Below are 16,951 nucleotides of genomic sequence, written 5' to 3' on the forward strand. Positions count from 1 at the left end.
GGAAATGTTTTATGGTTATGAGAATACTTTTCAGTCGCTTGAGCACTTGGAACAAGCTATTGTCGACTATATTGATTACTACAATAACAAACGAATTAAGGTAAAACTAAAAGGACTTAGTCCTGTACAATACAGAATTAAATCCTTTGCTTAAATTAATTGTCTAACTTTTTGGGGTCAGTACATTATTTTAGGCTCTTTGTCAACTGTAGTGGGTTGATGAAAAGTTATACCCTGAGAGTGGGACAGAAATCGGTAATTCGTTAGAATTCGATTTCGTCGTCCCACCTCCGCACAGTTGAGTAGGGCTGTAAAAGCTGATGAAATCAGCGTAGTAGAGCCCACTCAACCACTGCGTCTTGCTCGAAAATCCAAAGACAATTGAGAGGCTAGGACTTTTGTGCCAGCCTCTTTTTGATGTTCTTGTTTTCTACAACAAAATAGGCTCCATAATTCCTATGGTGATTTTACCCACTACAGAAATCATATAGCCATGAAATCAGGGATTTTCCCTGATTTTTTATGCTCATTTTAGTCGGATTTGCTTCTCCTATGAATTTCTTTTATAATAAAATAAGTAAAGGTTAGAAGGATATAGTAATGAAACAAGAAGAATGGTTAGCAGAGTTCGAGAGAGTCCATGGTCGACCGGCCAATCAGGAGGAAATCCAACAGGTTTTTGGCCAGTTTGAAAGTCCAGAAACACAAGCGATACAGGATACGCTGGTAAATCCAATTCAATCTCCGTTTGGAGGTGCAAGCCCAGCTCCAAATCAATACCAAGGTGGAACAAGTCCGTTTCAACATCAAGGACAAGCTTTTGGCCAAGGTGGAACTCAGCCACAAGCTCCTGTTCAGGAGTCGGCTCAAGCAGGAGCGCCCTTCACATCCTATAACAATGCTCAGATGCAGGGAGGTTATCCAAACAATGGGCAACTGAATTACCAGACTAATCCCCAATATATGGGACAAGCCCCAATCCCCGGTAAGAAGTCTAAGAAAGGACTGATTATTGGATTATGTAGTCTTGTCGCCGTTGCAGTTTTAGCTGTGCTTGCCTTTTTCTTATTTACTAAAAATCCTAATAGTATTCAAGGGAAATGGTCAGCTACTCCTGAACTGAAGAAAGAAATGACAGCTGGTTTTAAAGAAAGTTTCACCTCGACTTTAGATATCTCTAGTGAATTTTTTAAAGATGTCGAAATGATTGTGGAAGTAGAGGGTAACAAAGTAAAAATTTCTACATCAGGAAAAGTTGATTTTAAAGGAGCAGCAAAAAAACTCCTTGAAGGCGATAAAAGTTATTTATATTCTATGGAAAATGCCTTGGAGTACATTGAGGAACGAAGCAAATGGGGTTACTTGAAGGAAATAGGAGTTGAAATTGATGTTAGAAAAGGAACCATTGATATGGTGCTATTTGAAGGCGAGTTATCTGAAAAAACTCATGAATTTCTTGTAGATAGTGGTGGAAACTTTGTAATGCAATACAATCTCAAATATAAATTGGTAAACGGAACGTTAACGGTTTATCAGAATGAAGAGGATGATTTTAAATACACCTTTAAAAAATAAGATATTCGCTTATTTAGTGCCCTAATCGGGCGCTTTTTTTGTTACTATACGTAGAAAAAATAAGATAATTAAAAAAATTCTGAATTTAGGCTTGACAGCTTGAAATATTTTCGGTAAGATAGTCAACATAAAAAAACGAAAGCAGAATCTTATGAAAAACACGAACTCCACATTGTTGAATCAAAACTTTTACTTTAGCTACTTTAGATAGTGTTTGTAGACATGAACTCATGGATGCAAACGAAACGAGCAATTTGTTTGTATCTATGTGGCTAAGATTTTTGATTGTGGTCCATATAGATGATATCTAAATGGACGGCAATGCTGGCATACTTTTAAGTTTGTGAGGAATGATACCAACCGTTTAGAATCATCTAAACGGTTTTTTGTATTCTGTTTGAATGTTTTAGAGAAGGAGACATGTTTCATGAAAATTGTAAAGAAGTTAATTGCCCCGGTTCTGGTAGTTGGTCTACTGATGACCTCCCTCTTGACCCTCCACCACTTGAAGACCTCTAAGCATGAAAAGATCAAGATTGGGATTTCCCAGTATATTACCCATAAGTCTTTAGATGCGACTCGTAAAGGCTTTGTGGAAGAGTTAGCCAAACAAGGTTATGTGGATGGAGAAGAGATTGAAATTGATTATCAAAATGCCCAAGGGGAGCAGCGAAATTTGAAAAATATTTCAAATCAATTGTCACAGGAAAGTGATCTTGTATTTGCCATTGCGACTCCATCAGCACAAAGTATCTCTAATACAAGCAAAAGGACCCCTGTAGTCTTTTCTGCAGTGACAGACCCTCTGGCTGCTAAGTTGGTCAAGAACTTGGATCAGCCTGGTGGCAATGTGACAGGAACGAGTGACCAATCTTCAGATGCCATTGCTACGCAAGTCGACCTGATTCAAAAGGTTTTGCCAACAGCTAAGACAGTCGGGATTCTCTATACGCAAAGTGAGCCCAACTCAGTCGTTCAAAAAGATGAAGCCAGGAAGGTCCTTGAGGCCAAAGGCTACCGTGTCGTAGAGAAGACTATTTTGGATAGCAATAATGTGAAAGCAGCAGCGGACAGTTTGATGTCAGAGGTCGATCTGGTCTTTATTCCAACAGACAACATCATTTCTTCCACAATGGAAACCATTAAGCAAGTGTCTTTGAAACATAAAGTTCCAGTTATTGGAGGCTCGATTGAAATGGCCCAAGTAGGAGGGCTCTATACCTATGGGACAGACTACACCGAGTTAGGGCGTCAATCTGCCCGGATGGCGATTCGTATCCTGAAAGGGGAAAAGGCAGCCGAACTGCCAGTGGAGGCCCCTAAGAATCTAGAATTGTATGTTAACAAAGAGATGGCTAAGAAATTAGGAATTGATCTCTCTGGTATGAACGAAAAGAAATAGGAGATGGATGATGGATTTAGTATTATCAAGTTTATCTGAAGGTTTATTGTGGTCGATTATGGCCATTGGTATTTTCTTAACATTCCGCATTTTAGATATAGCGGATATGACAGCAGAAGGGGCTTTCCCGCTTGGGGCTGCAGTCGTTGCGTCCCAAATTCAAGCAGGGCAAAACCCTTGGCTAGCGACTCTCTTTTCGATTTTAGCAGGGATGCTAGCAGGTCTAGTTTCTGGCCTACTTCATACTAAGATGAAGATCCCCGCCCTCTTAACAGGGATTGTGACTCTGACAGGTCTCTATTCGATCAATATTAAAATCATGGGGGGCGTCCCTAATTTATCCATTGGTGATTCTAGTACCATTTTCAAGTCTGTGATGGGGCTTGGTTTATCCAATGAGGCAGCTGTCTTTGCTGTTAGTATTTCTTGTTTGTTATTGGTTTGTCTGATTTTGACCCTCTTGATGAAAACCCAGATTGGTTTGGTTCTTCGTTCGACTGGGGACAATATCCCGATGAGTGAGGCCAATGGGGTGAATGTGGACACCATGAAGATTTTTGGTTACATGATTTCCAATGGACTGGTTGCATTGTGTGGGGCTCTTTTCGCTCAGACAGACGGCTTCTCCGATGTGACTTCTGGTACAGGGACCATCGTCGTAGGTCTCAGTGCTGTTATTTTAGCAGAAGTCTTAATCCATGATTTGACCATTGGAGGACGCTTGCTTTCGATTGGAGTGGGGGCAATTGTCTACCGCCTCATTATCCTCAATATTTACGAAATTCCAAACCTAGACCAAAACTTAGTCCGTTTGTTTAACGCCATTCTCTTGGCTTTGGTCTTGTTCGCACCAGAAGTACAGAAACGTCTCAAGATTCGTGGATTAAAATTAAGCAGCAACTAGAAGGAGAAGATAAATGGCAACATTGTTGAAAATTGAAGACATCCATAAGACATTCGAAGCAGGCACGGTCAATGAAAACCATGTTCTCAAAGGCTTGGACCTAACAGTAGAAGAAGGGGATTTCATCTCCGTCATCGGAGGAAATGGAGCTGGTAAATCGACATTGATGAATATTCTGGCAGGTGGATTGCAAGTGGATCAAGGAGATATCCTCTTGGAAGGGAAATCCATTAAGCAGACCAGTGTTCGGAAGCGTGCTAAAGATATTGCGCGTGTTTTCCAGGATCCTAAGATGGGGACGGCTTCCCGCTTGACCATTGAAGAAAACATGGCCATTGCTAAAAAACGTGGAGCAAGACGGGGCCTCAGTTGGGGGGTCAGAGAAAAAGACCGTGCGGAATTTAAAACGGCTTTGAAGGAACTCAATATTGGTTTGGAAAATCGCCTCAAAGTGGATACGCAATACTTATCAGGGGGACAACGGCAAGCCCTTACCTTGGTCATGGCTGCCTTGGTCAAACCAAAACTCTTGCTACTGGATGAACATACCGCGGCGCTCGACCCCAAGACCAGTGAAATGGTCATGGAACTAACGCAAAAGATCGTCGAAAGCCATGATTTGACAACCTTGATGATTACGCATGATATGAACCATGCCATCGCATATGGCAATCGCTTGATCATGCTCTACCAAGGCAAGATTGTAGTCGATGTTAAAGGGGAAGAAAAGAAGAACCTGACAGTTGAAGACTTGATACGCCTTTTCCATCAGAACAGTGGTGAAACATTGGTGAGTGACGAATTGGTTTTAGGATAAACGAAAAAGAGATTGGGACAGAACAGTTGAGTAAGGCTGTAAAAGCTGATGAAATCAGCGTAGTAGAGCCCACTCAACCACTGCGTCTTGCTCGATAATCCAAAGACAATTGAGAGGCTAGGACTTTTGTCCCAGCCTCTTTTATATTGAAGAAAAAGTAATCCTAGTAACTTTCCTTAGGTGAGTGCGGACGTTAGGTGAAATTATCCAGTGGATGATTTCAGCAATCCAGGAAGTTCCATGACTTAGTTTTGAATCTAAGGTTTCAAAACTCCCGAATGCTTGAAAAAAACAGTGTTTCAAGCATTTTTCTCACTGCGGAAAGTTTCAATGCTTAGCTTAATGCTAAAAAGATGAAATTTATTTTTTTATTGAAGAATCACTAATGTTCTTTTATTGATGTAGCTAACAACATCAAGCTAATCCTGTTCCTTTTTCTCTAGGAAGCTAGCTGCGAGAACAAGGCTGAGTCCTGCTAAGAAGAGTAGGTATGAACTGTGTCCAGTATTCGTTTTTGGAAGTTGTCTTTGCGAAGCCTGGTCTTGTTTAGAGTTGGGAACACTCATCAAAGCATCACCAGCCTTCCTTGGACTCGTGCTCTCTGAAATTGGCTTGTATGGCTCCCTTCTTTCTGATGCAGTCGGCTCAACTTTTTCACTGGAGTCTGACTGGTAGACAATGGCATAGGTTCCTAACTCTTGTGCCATGAATTCAATCATGCCCTCTCGGAGTGTGAATTCTAATGATTGGAGTCCTTGATTAGGAGTCAGGACATAGAGTTGCTTCACTTCTTTTGATAGTGGAAGTCGTACCAGTACACTTCCTTTCACTGGAACTGGATTCCCTTCTTTATCCTTGAGTTGAAGGTTGAAAGCATCGTAGGTTTTGCCAAAGAGACCTTGGTCAAGGACCTTTTGAATCTCTAAATGACTGTCACTACCAATCTCATTCTCTCCGCTAATGACCTCTACCTTGCTTGCTTGGTCTTTCAGTACTCGAAGGACATATTCAGGTAGAGAGTGGATAGCTGCCTCCTGCCCAGCAGTGCCGATTGGCTCTGTATACTCAGGAAGGGTCACTACAGGTGGTTTTTGGTTTCCCAAACTTGTCACTATAGCAGGTAAGAGAGAGACGACCGGACTAGTGATGGTCTTTCCTCGGATGGCATAGGCTGAGATGATCTGATTTTGTTTTTGGTGAGAAGTTTCTGGGATCGGTAGTTCAATCTGCTGGTCCTTAATCGCTAACACTCGATTTCCATCTGATAGAGTAACGTGCTGTTCGTCCCTTTTTTTGAGGAAAATAGGATCTTTTTCGCCAGGGAAATGAAGGGCAATGGCATCCCACTCCCCAGACGGAAGTGTGAGGGTAATCGTCTGATCGCCTGCTTTTATTGGGGCTAGGCTTGGAGTATCCAGGGATACTGTTGGTGGCTTCAAGATGTCAAATGAATCCAGAGAAATCATCTTTCTGTCATCAGGAGAGTTAGGATCCACTGTCAGGGTGAGGATATGATCTCCATTGCTTAAGTTTGTATACTCGCCAATCAACACATTTTTTTCATAGTCAGCACTTGAGTAGAAGTCCAAACTTGGCATTTCTTTTCCATCTATGGTGACTAAGGCTTTTCCATAATCAGAAGATTTTAAGCCGTAAATACGAATACCTGTACCAGTGAAGGGAATGGTTGCTTTGGCCTCTGAATACTGAGATGGATCCACGTCTTGGAGAGTCGCGTATTTTTCTGTCGTTTGATATAAGCCTGATTCGCTCCAGTCCTTGAACAAGGAGCCATAGTGGATACGAGAATCTCTATCATCCATCTTTTCAACAGTCGCACCTTGACCCGGATAGATTTTAAAGTAATCTATGGAAATTTTTGAGCGTTCATCCCCTCGGTTCAAGTGCTCCTTCTTCACGGTTAGAGTTAGGAGGTGATCTCCATCAGGAAGTCCTGTAAAACGACCGATTAGAGCACTTTTCTCCGTCTCTCCAGATGTGTGGAAATCTAGGTCTCCTATTTTTTTGCCATCGATTTGGACTTCTGCCAGGCCTAATTTAGATGATTTGAGACCATAGATTTCAATTCCTCTCCCCTTGAAAGAGATCCTAGCAGTAGCATCTTTGTCAGAATAGCTATCGACAGTTAGGTCAGCGTATTTTTCAGTTCCTGCAAATAGGTCAGCATCCTCCCAGTTATGGAAGGCAGGACCGTATTGAACACGGGGATCTCTGTCGTCCATCAATTCGACAACTGGCTGGATTGACGCAGCTTCTGATGATTGCCTTGAGCGCTCCCCAATCATGGCTCTAACAGTATAGCTATAGCTGTGAAGAGAATCAATGGAGCGGTCGATGAAATGAGTGACATTGGTTAGGAATTCCTTGACAGAAGAAGCGTCATTGCTTTCATCTTTGCTTTCTCGACGGATGACATAGTGGGTCGCATCTGTAACCGGATTGAAATCGAGTTCAGCTGTTACAGCATCTTTTCTCACAGCAGATAGGCGAGTAACCTGCTCTGGCAACTTCTCAAAGGTAATCTGATCCCCTTTTTGAGTGGCAATCTGAATTCGATTGCCCTTCAGAAGAGTTGGCTTGATTTCTTTCCCGTTAATCTTGACAATACTCGATTCGATGTCTGGATAATCGACCACTAAATCTCCCCCAGCATGGGAAAGGAAAGCTAATGACTCAAGATTTTTTTCTTTCCATTTCATGCTGACTTCGAAGTTGCCACGAGCGACTAGACCTGAAATTTGCCCATCTTTCCAGGCATCCGGAAGAGCTGGTAATGGAGCAATGTAGCCTGTGTGAGATTGAAGGAGCATTTCTGCCATCCCACTGGTTGCACCAAAGTTCCCATCGATTTGGAAAGGCGCGTGTGTATCCCAGAGGTTTTCTAGAGTTGAAGATTTAAGCTGTTCAGCTAACAAACGATGGGCACGATTTCCATCAAGTAGACGAGCCCAGAGGTTGATTTTATTGGCCTTGGACCAACCAGTCCCCCCATCTCCACGATGGTTTAAGGTTGCGCGTGCAGCCTCCAGGTATTCCGGCTGATCCTTGCTAAATAGAGTTCCTGGGAAGAGCCCAACTAGATGGGAGACGTGACGGTGATGGTTTTCAATTCCTTCATTAGTGAATTGAGGACTGTCTTCTTCGTACCATTCCTTGATTCGGCCCTCTTGGTTGATATGAAGTGGTTTAAGCTTGTCAAATTTAGTCTTCACTTCGGTAACCAAGTCTTGGTCGACATTTAGATGATTGGCTGCTTCCATATAGTCGTGGAATAACTGCCAAACTAGGGATTGGTCAAAGGTATTCCCGATTGTGATGGTTCCATGCTCTGGCGAGTAAGATGGAGAAGATACCCAACGGTCACTTGTCTGGTCGTAGTGCAAGAAGGAGTTCCAGAACTTAGCAGTTTCCTTGAGCATTGGATAAATCTTTTCTTTGAGATAGGTCTCATCCTTGGTGAATTTGTAGTAGTCATAGACATTCTGCATCATCCAGGCATTGGCAGCCGGAGACCAACCCCAATAATAGTCCCAACCTGGAGTGGTCCAGCCAAACGGTGTCGCTTGGGTGTGGACCAGCCAACCATTTTCTTGGCCTTCTTTGGATTCGATACCGGCATATTCTTTAGCTGCGATACGACCATAGTAGCGCAGGTCATCAATATAATTGACCATTGGCCTAGCAGTTTCTGCGAGATTGCTCATATAGGCAGGCCAGTAGTTCATCTGAAGGTTGACATTGAGGTGGTAATCTGAGTTCCAAGGTGGATTGTCTACAGCGTTCCAGACTCCTTGCAAGTTAGCAGGAAGTGCATCAGTACGATCACGAGACGAACTGATGATGAGGTAACGTCCGTATTGGAAGAAGAGTTCTTCTAGTTGTTGTCCTTTTTCCGGATTATAGGTTTGGAGAGCTTCTTTTGTCGTTTGAGTAGACTTGCTACCGCCAAGATTTAGTTGAACACGGTTGAAGAGACTTTGATAGTCCTCGATGTGGTCATGTTTTAGAGTTTCATAATCTTTGGCCTTAGCAGCTTCAACGATAGACTTAACAGTATTTTCTACGTCAATATCCTTGCGATAATTGGTTTTTGGATTTTGAGCAAAGTTGGTCTTGGCACTGAGTAAAAGGGTCGCATAGCTAGCTCCAGTGACAGTCAAATAGCCATCTTGGGCAGTGACTTGTCCGTCTGTCTTGATTCCAAGATAAGAGGCAAATTGTAGACCATTGTCTTTGACAGTTCCCTTGAGTAAAATACCATTCGAATCAGTCGTAACCGCCCCTTGTTTATAATTCGAATATTCCCAAGAGTAATCGCCATTAGCAAGTAAATCTTCTGTTAAGCTATTCCAAAGGGTAAAATCGAGGGTCTTATCCCCTTTTTTACTCAAATGGGTTACAGTAACATCGTCAGGATAGCTAGAGAAGGTTTCGCGTTTAAAAGTGGTTCCATCTTGGCTATAAGCAGTAGTCGTAATAGCTTGGGTAATATCTAAGGCACGATGATAGTCGGTAACATTTTCCAAGCCTTTCTTTTGGTTGTTAAAGACCATAAAGATATCACCAAAAGATAAATAACGACCATACTGAGCATTGTTTGGTCCTACTAGATTTTCTTCAGCTAACTGTTTCGCTTTTTGGCGGTCTCCAGCTTCAAGGGCCTTACGGATTTCTGCTAAGACTTTGTGGCGGTCTTCGTAGTTTCCCCCGTTATAGTCGGTGCTATCCGGTTGTGGTCCACCAGACCAAAGAGTTTTTTCATTGTATTGAATTCTTTCCTCACCGATGAGTCCGAAAACCTTGGCTCCCATTTCACCGTTTCCGACTGGAAGGGCTTGTTTTTCCCAACCATCATAGGAAGGAGTAGCTGGTTGATTGTAGGTCAATTGATAATCAGTTTGTTTGGCCACGGGAGTCTCAACTTTCCTAGTTTCCTTATCTTTATTCGGCTCAATCGAACTAGTCGAACCGTCTGTATGATTACTTTCAACAGTTCTATCAGGAGTTGAGTCTCTTTCTTCAGAAATAGGAGCAATAGGTGGATTTTCTGGCTTGGATCCTCCAGTTCCGTCAGTCGGACTCCCTATTGTTGGGGCAGATTCAGTAAGGTTGCTTTCATTTTGACTTCCCGTAATACTATCAGCCAATACCTGATGTGAGCTGAGAAAAAATGCACCTAGTAAAACAGAAGCCGTACCGACTGTTAGTTTGCGGATACTATAACGGCAGGATTTTTCCAAAAATCTATGGTCCATAGAACTCTCCTCTAGTTTTTTGAGACCGCTTACATTTTTAGTTAAAGACAGTCCCTTCATATTTATTTCTATCATATCCAATTTAATAGGCAAACAGAAAAATGTCAATAGCTTTTAGGTAAGATGCATATTTGAGAGTGTTATTTCTTGAAATAGTAGAGAAATAAGAGATGAATAAGCTATTATTTTGGGCTGAAAACAGTTTTCATTTTCGGATATCGTAAAAAAACAGTTGAGTCCATTCTCAACTGTCAGCGGAGTACTCTATTTTTGATTTCTTTTTGCATAGTCGACAAAATGAAACTTGTCTAATTTGTGACGGCTTTCGGTGAACTGGAATTGCCGACCGTCTGCTAAGTAAACTTGGGAGCGGACCGTTACAACGTGTTGGTCTTTTCCAAGATCCAGTAAGATCTTATCGCGATTATCGATTGGTGAAATCAAGATTTCTTAAGATATTAAAAAAAAAGAAAACGGCTCTTCGTTTTCTTTTTTTTGCCATAGAGAATAGGTAAGAGTAACAGCTACTGGAATGGCCTGTACTAATACAATGGAATGAAATTGAAAAACAGTTTATTTTCTAAAAAATCATTAAAATCCTTTTATTCACAAGGAATCGTGTTATAATAAAGTCATAAAACGTTTTCAAGAGAGAAGGATAAGACATGGAAAATGAAACAGTTGACTATGGAAAAGTAACAGGAATGGTACACTCTACGGAAAGCTTCGGTGCAGTGGATGGACCAGGGATCCGTTTTATTGTCTTCCTTCAAGGCTGTCAAATGAGGTGTCAGTATTGCCATAACCCGGATACTTGGGCTATGGAAACCAACATGTCTAGAGAACGAACAGTGGATGATGTCCTAGAAGAAGCCCTCCGCTATCGTGGATTTTGGGGTCAAAAAGGTGGGATCACTGTCAGTGGGGGAGAAGCTCTCTTACAGATAGATTTCTTGATTGCCCTCTTCACCAAGGCTCAAGAGTTGGGCATTCACTGCACGCTCGATACCTGTGCTTTACCTTTCCGCAATACCCCTCGCTACCTGGAAAAATTTGACAAACTGATGGCAGTAACCGATTTGGTGCTTCTTGATATCAAGGAAATTAACGATGAACGGCACAGATTTGTAACTAGTCAAACGAATAAGAATATTTTGGCTTGTGCCAAGTATTTGTCTGATATTGGCAAGCCCGTTTGGATTCGCCACGTCTTGGTGCCAGGTCTGACAGACCGAGACGACGACTTGATCGAACTTGGGAAATTCGTCAAAACCCTTAAAAATGTTGATAAATTTGAAATTCTGCCCTATCATACCATGGGTGAGTTCAAGTGGCGAGAATTAGGGATTCCTTATTCTTTAGAAGGAGTGAAACCTCCAACAAAAGAACGGGTTCAAAATGCTAAGAACTTGATGGAAACTGAAAGTTATCAAGATTACCTGAAACGGGTTAAAGGATAAAATAAATCGAGACAGTTGATTCTTCCAGCTGTCTTTTCTGATGAAATGCACAACTATTCCCTTTCTTTAAACGGAAAAACGTGCTAAAATAGAGTCAATAGACAAATGAAAATGAAGAGGTAGAAACATGTCAAAAATTCTTGTTTTTGGTCACCAAAACCCTGACTCAGATGCCATCGGATCATCTGTAGCCTTTGCTTATCTTGCAAAAGAAGCATATGGTTTGGATACAGAGGCGGTGGCCCTTGGAACGCCAAATGAAGAAACAGCCTTTGTATTGGATTATTTTGGTGTGGAAGCGCCACGTGTGATCACATCTGCTAAAGCAGAAGGTGCAGAGCAAGTCATCTTAACAGACCACAATGAATTCCAACAGTCTGTATCAGATATCGCTGAAGTAGAAGTTTACGGTGTGGTGGACCACCACCGTGTGGCTAACTTTGAAACTGCCAGCCCACTTTACATGCGTTTGGAACCAGTTGGGTCATCATCCTCTATCGTTTACCGCATGTTCAAAGAGCACGGTGTAGCAGTGCCAAAAGAAATTGCAGGTTTGATGCTTTCAGGTTTGATTTCAGATACTCTTCTTTTGAAATCACCAACCACTCATCCATCAGATAAAGTCATTGCTCCTGAATTGGCTGAATTGGCTGGTGTAAACTTGGAAGAATACGGTCTTTCCATGCTTAAGGCTGGTACAAACTTGGCAAGCAAATCTGCTGAAGAATTGATTGATATCGATGCTAAGACATTTGAACTCAACGGAAACAATGTTCGTGTGGCTCAAGTGAACACAGTTGATATTGCTGAAGTCTTGGAACGCCAAGCTGAAATCGAAGCAGCTATCCAAGCCACAAATGCAGCTAACGGCTACTCTGACTTTGTCTTGATGATTACAGACATCGTCAACTCAAACTCAGAAATTTTGGCTCTTGGTGCTAATATGGACAAGGTAGAGGCAGCTTTCAACTTCAAACTTGAAAACAACCACGCTTTCCTTCCAGGTGCTGTTTCACGTAAGAAACAAGTGGTACCTCAACTGACTGAAAGCTTTAATGCATAATCATAGATGGGGAAGCCCATTGTTAAAAAGGAGTTTCGGCTCCTTTTTTGCTAGGAGAGAAGTATGTTAGAAAATGGCGATTTGATTTTTGTGAAAGATGATTCGGATATAGGACAGGCCATCCAGGAATCTACTGGTAACTATAGCCACGTGGCTATCTTTTTGGACGGACATGTCTATCATGCTACGGTGGAAGGTGGCGTCCTTGCCCAGGTCCCTGAGGACTTCTTTGAAGCTGGAAAAGTCTATGACATTTATCGCTATGAGCAGATTGATTGTACAGAGGTCAAAAAGCGAGCAGAGAGTCATTTAGGAGCTCCCTACAATGCGTCCTTTTATCCTGATGGGGAGGGTCTCTATTGTTCCCAATATATCGCAGACATTCTCCCTATTTTTGAAACCATTCCCATGAAGTTTGGAGATGAGGAAGAGGAGATTAGTCCGTTCTGGATAGATTACTATAAGGAGCTAGGTCTAGTCGTTCCTCTAGATCAGCCTGGGACCAACCCGAGTCAACTAGCCCAATCACCCCATCTACAGTTTAAAGAAAGGTATTTGGATGATTACAATCATTAATCCCACACGTTTGACGCGTCAGCCATTTTTTAAGGACTTGATCAACTATCTGGACCAGCAGGATGATGTCATCCTGCGGCAAATCAAGGCCCAATTTCCAGATCAACCAGTGGATAAACTGATGGAGGAGTATATCAAAGCGGGCTTGGTCCTTCGAGAAAATAAACGCTACACCCTCAACCTTCCTTTTTTGGAGTCAGCTGATCTTGTTGATTTGGATCAAGAAGTCTTTGTCCGAGAGGATAGTGAATTTTATCAGGAACTAAAAAACAAAGTTTTCCAAACGGAACTTCGCAACACGACCAATGCAGCGATTCTCGTAGAGGAGACTGACTTCGAGCGAAATGCACAGACTCTTTCCAATTACTTCTACAAGGTGGCTCAGCAATATCCATTGACAGAGGAGCAAGAGAAGCTCTATGCTATTTTGGGAGACGTCAATCCAGAGTATGCTCTCAAGTATATGACTAGCTTTTTGCTCAAGTTCCTCAAGAAAGAAGAAGTCCAGCAAAAGCGCAGAGACATCTTTGTAGACAGTTTAGAAATCTTAGGCTATATCCGAAAAAATGATGAAGGCAAATATGAATTAGTAGTGGAGTTGGACAAGGAAAGATTGATGTTTATCAAACAATAAAAGGCTAGGAAAATTTCCTAGCCTTCTTTCGTTTGATTATAGGTAACGTTCAGCAATGGCGGCATCACCTGGATACTCTTCTTTTACGCCATTGACGATTTGGTAACAGTCAGCTCCTTTTCCGGCGATAATAACAGTATCCTCAGGCTTGCTGGTAGTTGCCATAGCCTGTTGAATGGCTTGTTCGCGGTCTGCGATTTTTTCGACAGGGCGCGTGATGAAACTGCTAATCTCTTCAGCGATGGCCAAAGGATCTTCATAGTTAGGGTCATCCGCTGTGAGGAAGACTTGGATCTCAGGATGGTCTTCTAAGAGCAAGCCAAAGTCCTTGCGGCGGCTCTCTCCTTTATTCCCAGTTGATCCAAGGACCAGCGAAATGGTTCCGGTTTGATGGGTTTCGACAACTGAGAGCAGTTTTTTCAAGCTATCTCCATTATGGGCATAGTCGATGAAGACCTTGGCCCCATTCTTTTGAGTCAAGACTTCCATTCGGCCAGGGACGCGCGTCTTGGCAATTCCTTTTTGGATGTCTTCGAGACTCGCCCCTAGACGAAGGCAGGCAAGACCTGCAGCCACAGCATTTTCTTGGTTGAAGCGACCAATCAGTTGGGTCTGGTAGTCGCCGGCTAACTTGCCAGTGACAGAAAAGCTAAAGGCTTTTGAATTTTGGACTTGGTTGCCTGATTGACTACCGTAGAAGTCGTGGTCTTGCTCAGCGACCTCTTCTGCAAGAATGTCAAAATGATCCATATCGCTATTGACGACAACAGCACGACTATTTTCCATCAAGAGACGTTTATGGTAGAAGTAGTCCTCAAAGGTTGGATGCTCAATCGGTCCAATATGGTCAGGGCTGATGTTGAGGAAGACACCGACATCAAAGATCAGACCGTAAACCCGTTTCACCAAATAAGCTTGGCTAGAAACTTCCATAATCAGGTGGGTCCGATCATTGGCAACTGCCTGGGCCATCATCTCAAAAAGGTCAATACTTTCTGGGGTCGTCAAGGTTGATTTGAAGAAGGTCTTGCCATCCAGTGTTGTGTTCATGGTCGATAGCATAGCTGGACGGTGGCCTTGTTCAAGAATCTTGTAGGCATAGTAAGCAGAAGTGGTTTTGCCCTTGGTCCCTGTAAAAGCTAAGAGTTTTAGCTGGCGCTCAGGGTGGCCATAGAATTCCATGGCAATTAAGCTCATGGCTTGCTTGATATCCGTAACGATAATGGCTGGGATGCTAACCTCAAAGTCTTGCTCAGCGACATACCACTGAAGGCCTTGTTCGATCGCTTGTTCCAAAAATTCCTTCTTGAAATTTGCCCCCTTCACAAAAAAGAGGGTCTCAGCGTTGACCTTTCGACTATCGTAGCTAATTTGATTAAAAGAAACACCACTTGCAGAATAGTGGTATTCTCCGTCTTGTAGGATCTCACGAAAGTTGTGATCCTCTTTTAAAATGTTTAGTACAGTTTCTATCTTCATCATAATCCTATTTTAAACTGAAAGACCTTATTTTACAAGTGTAAAGGAAAAGTTTATAATGAAAGAAGACTATAAAGTAGAGGAAAGATATGAGTAACGAAACAAGTAATCAACAGGCCCAGATGCTTCGAGGAACAGTCTGGTTAACAGCCAGTAATTTCATTAGTCGTCTCTTAGGAGCGGCCTATATCATCCCTTGGTATATCTGGATGGGGAAACATGGGGCAGAAGCAAATGGCCTCTTTACTATGGGGTATAATATATACGCCTGGTTTTTGCTGATTTCAACAGCGGGCGTCCCGGTAGCAGTCGCTAAGCAGGTGGCTAAATACAATACTAAGAGGCAAGAAGAACATAGCTATGCCATGATTCGAGGTTTTCTCAAGTTCATGTCCTTGTTGGGACTAATTTTTGCCATTATCATGTATTTGCTTTCTCCAGTCTTTGCAAAGCTGTCTGGAGGTGGGAAGGACTTAATCCCTGTCATGCAGAGCCTGTCTTGGGCGGTCCTCATTTTCCCTTCCATGAGTGTCATTCGAGGCTTCTTCCAAGGACATAACAATTTAAAACCATATGCCATTAGCCAAATCGCTGAGCAGGTGATTCGGGTTATCTGGATGCTCTTAACGGCCTACTTTATTATGAAGGTGGGTTCGGGTAATTATGTGGAGGCGGTGACCCAGTCGACCTTTGCAGCCTTTATTGGGATGGGGGCAAGTCTTCTGGTCCTCTTCTATTATCTTTGGAAGACAGGCCTTTTGAAACATATTATTCATCGACCAGAGTCTGACAATGAGATTGATACCAAGGCTCTCTTGTGGGATACCATTCGTGAAGCGATTCCGTTCATTGTAACAGGATCAGCCATTCAGCTCTTCCAGATTATCGACCAGATGACCTATAGCAATGTCATGTCTTGGTTTACAAACTATACTCGCTCTGAGCTCTTGGTTCAATTCAGCTACTTCTCAGCAAATCCAAATAAAATCACCATGATTTTGATTGCGGTAGCGACCTCGATTGGAGGAGTGGGGATTCCGCTTTTAACAGAAAACTATGTCAAGGGGGATTTTCGAGCTGCTGGTAAGCTAGTTCAGGATAACCTGACCATGCTAGTAGCCTTCTTGCTTCCAGCTACGATTGGTGCAGTAGCCATTGCAGAGCCTCTCTATACCGTCTTTTACGGGAAACCAGATTCCCTTGCTTTGGGGCTCTTTATCCTAGCGATGTTGCAAACGGTCATTCTAGGCTTGTATACAGTCCTATCCCCAATGATTCAGGCTCTTTTCCAAAATAGGAAGGCGATTCTTTACTTTGGTTATGGGGTATTGGTGAAACTGATTCTACAAGTGCCTTTTATTTATCTCTTTAGAGCCTATGGCCCTCTTCTTTCTACTACTATTGGTCTCATGATTCCAATCGTCCTCATGTACAAAGAAATTCATCGAGTGACTCATTTTAATCGCAAAATAGTCTTCAAACGGAGCTTATTAACAGCTATTTTAACCTTAATTATGCTATTAGTGGTTTTACTTTCAGTCTTTATCCTCGGCTTTGTCATCAAACCAAATGGTCGAGTGATGAGTATGATTTATGTAGCTCTGATTGGTGGTGTGGGAATCATCGTTTATGGTGGTCTTGGTCTTCGTCTTCGTTTCTTAGATCGTTTTATTGGGAACAAAGCAGCTAGTCTTCGAAATAAATTTCACATCTCATAAACTATGGAGGTTGGGTTTAGCGCCCACCTCTTTTTCATTATAGTTTG

At 42.4% G+C, this 16,951-nt stretch carries 12 protein-coding genes and 1 pseudogene; 10 read left to right on the forward strand and 3 right to left on the reverse strand.

Annotation, left to right across the window (positions count from 1 at the left end; translation table 11 throughout):
* The 5 genes from HMPREF9421_RS10125 to HMPREF9421_RS04510 all read left to right on the forward strand — a co-directional run.
* Nucleotides 1-154 (forward strand): IS3 family transposase (locus HMPREF9421_RS10125; protein ID WP_006595807.1); only part of this gene is annotated, 154 nt, incomplete at its 5' end.
* Between the two features lie 446 nt (nucleotides 155-600).
* Nucleotides 601-1,575, forward strand: coding sequence for a polyadenylate binding domain-containing protein (locus HMPREF9421_RS04495; RefSeq protein ID WP_006595808.1), 975 nt, complete (start codon nucleotides 601-603; stop codon nucleotides 1,573-1,575).
* Nucleotides 1,576-2,002: 427 nt separating this feature from the next.
* A complete protein-coding gene (locus HMPREF9421_RS04500; RefSeq protein ID WP_006595809.1) occupies nucleotides 2,003-2,977 on the forward strand; it encodes an ABC transporter substrate-binding protein in 975 nt (324 codons plus the stop codon).
* A 10-nt stretch (nucleotides 2,978-2,987) separates the two neighbouring features.
* Nucleotides 2,988-3,881 (forward strand): ABC transporter permease, encoded by an 894-nt coding sequence (locus tag HMPREF9421_RS04505; RefSeq protein ID WP_006597286.1) that lies wholly within the window; start codon nucleotides 2,988-2,990, stop codon nucleotides 3,879-3,881.
* 13 nt (nucleotides 3,882-3,894) lie between these two features.
* Nucleotides 3,895-4,698: an ABC transporter ATP-binding protein gene (locus HMPREF9421_RS04510; protein WP_006595811.1), complete on the forward strand. Its 804-nt coding sequence runs from the start codon at nucleotides 3,895-3,897 to the stop codon at nucleotides 4,696-4,698.
* 419 nt (nucleotides 4,699-5,117) lie between these two features.
* Here HMPREF9421_RS04510 and HMPREF9421_RS10130 read toward each other — a convergent pair whose 3' ends face one another.
* Together HMPREF9421_RS10130 and HMPREF9421_RS04520 are read right to left on the reverse strand one after the other, a co-directional pair.
* Nucleotides 5,118-9,974, reverse strand: a complete 4,857-nt coding sequence (locus HMPREF9421_RS10130) for a glycosyl hydrolase family 95 catalytic domain-containing protein (protein WP_081453574.1) — start codon at nucleotides 9,972-9,974, stop codon at nucleotides 5,118-5,120.
* A 264-nt stretch (nucleotides 9,975-10,238) separates the two neighbouring features.
* Nucleotides 10,239-10,424 (reverse strand): annotated as a pseudogene (locus HMPREF9421_RS04520) (UTRA domain-containing protein); the annotation flags it as partial.
* Between the two features lie 215 nt (nucleotides 10,425-10,639).
* Here HMPREF9421_RS04520 and pflA point away from each other — a divergent pair.
* The 4 genes from pflA (at nucleotide 10,640) to HMPREF9421_RS04540 (ending at nucleotide 13,707) form a co-directional block, all read left to right on the forward strand.
* On the forward strand, nucleotides 10,640-11,434 hold the full coding sequence (gene pflA / locus HMPREF9421_RS04525; RefSeq protein WP_006595814.1) for a pyruvate formate-lyase-activating protein: 795 nt from the start codon (nucleotides 10,640-10,642) through the stop codon (nucleotides 11,432-11,434).
* Nucleotides 11,435-11,561: 127 nt separating this feature from the next.
* Nucleotides 11,562-12,497 (forward strand): manganese-dependent inorganic pyrophosphatase, encoded by a 936-nt coding sequence (locus HMPREF9421_RS04530; RefSeq protein WP_006595815.1) that lies wholly within the window; start codon nucleotides 11,562-11,564, stop codon nucleotides 12,495-12,497.
* A gap of 63 nt (nucleotides 12,498-12,560) precedes the next feature.
* Complete coding sequence (locus HMPREF9421_RS04535; protein WP_006595816.1) at nucleotides 12,561-13,073, forward strand: YiiX/YebB-like N1pC/P60 family cysteine hydrolase; 513 nt, start codon at nucleotides 12,561-12,563, stop codon at nucleotides 13,071-13,073.
* Nucleotides 13,057-13,707: a DUF1803 domain-containing protein gene (locus tag HMPREF9421_RS04540; protein ID WP_006595817.1), complete on the forward strand. Its 651-nt coding sequence runs from the start codon at nucleotides 13,057-13,059 to the stop codon at nucleotides 13,705-13,707. Before HMPREF9421_RS04535 ends, HMPREF9421_RS04540 begins: the two co-directional genes overlap by 17 nt.
* A gap of 36 nt (nucleotides 13,708-13,743) precedes the next feature.
* On the opposite strand, the gene HMPREF9421_RS04545 is transcribed toward HMPREF9421_RS04540, so the two are convergent.
* Nucleotides 13,744-15,189, reverse strand: a complete 1,446-nt coding sequence (locus HMPREF9421_RS04545) for a UDP-N-acetylmuramoyl-L-alanyl-D-glutamate--L-lysine ligase (RefSeq protein WP_006595818.1) — start codon at nucleotides 15,187-15,189, stop codon at nucleotides 13,744-13,746.
* A gap of 86 nt (nucleotides 15,190-15,275) precedes the next feature.
* Here HMPREF9421_RS04545 and HMPREF9421_RS04550 point away from each other — a divergent pair, with 86 nt between their 5' ends.
* Nucleotides 15,276-16,904: a putative polysaccharide biosynthesis protein gene (locus HMPREF9421_RS04550; protein ID WP_006595819.1), complete on the forward strand. Its 1,629-nt coding sequence runs from the start codon at nucleotides 15,276-15,278 to the stop codon at nucleotides 16,902-16,904.
* The last annotated feature ends 47 nt before the right edge of the window (nucleotides 16,905-16,951 follow it).

The organism is Streptococcus australis ATCC 700641, assembly GCF_000186465.1.
In the GTDB taxonomy this organism is placed as follows: Bacteria; Bacillota; Bacilli; order Lactobacillales; family Streptococcaceae; genus Streptococcus; species Streptococcus australis.

What these genes read in the sequence shown, in the direction of transcription:
- HMPREF9421_RS04495 (WP_006595808.1), top strand. Translation starts at nt 601, where the DNA reads ATGAAACAAGAAGAATGGTTAGCAGAGTTCGAGAGAGTCCATGGTCGA.
- HMPREF9421_RS04500 (WP_006595809.1), top strand. Translation starts at nt 2,003, where the DNA reads ATGAAAATTGTAAAGAAGTTAATTGCCCCGGTTCTGGTAGTTGGTCTA.
- HMPREF9421_RS04505 (WP_006597286.1), top strand. Translation starts at nt 2,988, where the DNA reads ATGGATTTAGTATTATCAAGTTTATCTGAAGGTTTATTGTGGTCGATT.
- HMPREF9421_RS04510 (WP_006595811.1), top strand. Translation starts at nt 3,895, where the DNA reads ATGGCAACATTGTTGAAAATTGAAGACATCCATAAGACATTCGAAGCA.
- HMPREF9421_RS10130 (WP_081453574.1), bottom strand. Translation starts at nt 9,974, where the DNA reads ATGGACCATAGATTTTTGGAAAAATCCTGCCGTTATAGTATCCGCAAA.
- pflA (WP_006595814.1), top strand. Translation starts at nt 10,640, where the DNA reads ATGGAAAATGAAACAGTTGACTATGGAAAAGTAACAGGAATGGTACAC.
- HMPREF9421_RS04530 (WP_006595815.1), top strand. Translation starts at nt 11,562, where the DNA reads ATGTCAAAAATTCTTGTTTTTGGTCACCAAAACCCTGACTCAGATGCC.
- HMPREF9421_RS04535 (WP_006595816.1), top strand. Translation starts at nt 12,561, where the DNA reads ATGTTAGAAAATGGCGATTTGATTTTTGTGAAAGATGATTCGGATATA.
- HMPREF9421_RS04540 (WP_006595817.1), top strand. Translation starts at nt 13,057, where the DNA reads ATGATTACAATCATTAATCCCACACGTTTGACGCGTCAGCCATTTTTT.
- HMPREF9421_RS04545 (WP_006595818.1), bottom strand. Translation starts at nt 15,189, where the DNA reads ATGATGAAGATAGAAACTGTACTAAACATTTTAAAAGAGGATCACAAC.
- HMPREF9421_RS04550 (WP_006595819.1), top strand. Translation starts at nt 15,276, where the DNA reads ATGAGTAACGAAACAAGTAATCAACAGGCCCAGATGCTTCGAGGAACA.